Origin of the sequence: Micromonospora sp. NPDC049580 (assembly GCF_040675595.1) — a bacterium.
Taxonomy (GTDB): domain Bacteria; phylum Actinomycetota; class Actinomycetes; order Mycobacteriales; family Micromonosporaceae; genus Micromonospora.
Genome location: NZ_JBFAPG010000780.1, coordinates 1 through 1,648 on the forward strand (window position 1 = coordinate 1; position 1,648 = coordinate 1,648).

The window sequence follows — 1,648 nt, forward strand, 5'->3', positions numbered from 1 at the left end:
CGCTCATCAGCGGGGTCGTCGGCGGGGTCAACCTCACCGCCGACGACATCGACGAGCGCCTCGACCGGCTCCGCACGGCACGCGGCGGAGAGCGGTTGGTCGGCATCCGGCACCTGGTCCAGTCCGAACCCGACCCGGCGTACCTCGACCGACACGACGTCCGGCGGGGCATCGCGGCGGTCGGCGCGGCCGGTCTCGCCTACGATCTGCTAGTCCGCGACCACCAACTGCCGGCGGCCACCCGGCTCGTCCGCGACCTGCCCGAGGTGTCGTTCGTCCTGGACCACCTCGCCAAACCGGCGCTCGGCACGGGGAGCCTCGGCGACTGGCCGGCCAACCTGCGGGCGCTCGCCGCCCAACCGAACGTCACCGCGAAGCTCTCCGGTCTGGTGACCGAGGTGGACGGATCATCCTGGACGGCCGACGACCTGCGGCCCGCCGTCGACCACGCGCTCGACGCGTTCGGACCGGCCCGGCTCATGTTTGGCTCGGACTGGCCGGTGTGCCTGCTCGCCAGCTCCTACACCCGGTGGGTCGCCGTGCTCGCCGACCTGGTGGCACCACTCGGTGACGAGGAGCAGGCGGCGATCTGGCGGGAGACCGCCCACCGCGCGTACCGGCTGGAGGCGTCATGACGGACCGAGCGCTGCCCCGCCGGCCGGCGATCCGCCTCACCACGCTGGGCTTCGGCGCGGCGCAGGGCGGCAACCTGTTCCGGGCGACGTCCGACGACGAGTTCGCCGCGGCCGTCGACACCGCCTGGGCCGCCGGCATCCGGTACTTCGACACCGCGCCGCACTACGGCCTCGGCCTGTCCGAACGGCGGCTGGGCGCCGCGCTGCGGTCCCGGCCGCGCGACGAGTACGTGGTGTCGACGAAGGTCGGGCGGCTGCTCGTACCCTCGCCGGAGACCGCGGGGGAGCGTGATTCGCAGGGCTTCGACGTGCCGGCCGACCTGCGGCGGGTCTGGGACTTCAGCCGCGACGGCGTACGCCGGTCGTTGGAGGCCAGCCTGGAACGCACCGGCCTGGACCGCGTGGACGTGGTGTACCTGCACGACCCGGACGAGCACTGGGAGCAGGCCGCGTCCGAGGCGGTACCCGCGCTGGTGGAGCTGCGCGACCAGGGCGTCATCGGCGCGATCGGAGCCGGCATGAACCAGTCGGCGATGCTGGCCCGGTTCGTCGCGGAGACCGACATCGACGTGGTCATGTGCGCCGGCCGGTACACCCTTCTCGAACAGGGCGCGCTCGACGACCTGCTGCCCGCCGCGCAGGCCCGTGGGGTCGGCGTGGTCATCGCCGGGGTCTACAACTCGGGGCTGCTGGCCCGCGACCAGCCACCGGCCGACGCGGTCTACAACTATCAGCAGGCGCCGCCGGAGCTGATCGAGCGGGCGCGGCGGATCGCGGCGGTCTGTCAGGCGTACGGCGTCACCCTGCCGCAGGCGGCGTTAGCGTTCGTCCGCCGGCATCCGGCCGTGGTCTCGACCGTGGTCGGCCTGCGCGACGCAGCCCAGGTGACCGAGACCCTGCGCCGGTCGGACGCGGACGTGCCGGAGCAGCTCTGGGCGGCGCTGCGCGACGCCGGGCTGCTCGGCGGGTGACGACCCACAGTTGAACGCGGTGCGCCGGCCACCCGATCCGAG

General features: G+C 73.8%; 2 protein-coding genes. Both read left to right on the top strand.

Going from position 1 to position 1,648, the window contains the following annotated elements; translation table 11 throughout:
- Positions 1 to 635: amidohydrolase family protein (locus AB0J68_RS32030; RefSeq protein WP_363942608.1), on the top strand; the 635-nt coding region annotated here is incomplete at its 5' end.
- A complete protein-coding gene (locus tag AB0J68_RS32035; RefSeq protein WP_354859905.1) occupies positions 632 to 1,606 on the top strand; it encodes an aldo/keto reductase in 975 nt (324 codons plus the stop codon). The genes AB0J68_RS32030 and AB0J68_RS32035, both read left to right, overlap by 4 nt.
- The last annotated feature ends 42 nt before the right edge of the window (positions 1,607 to 1,648 follow it).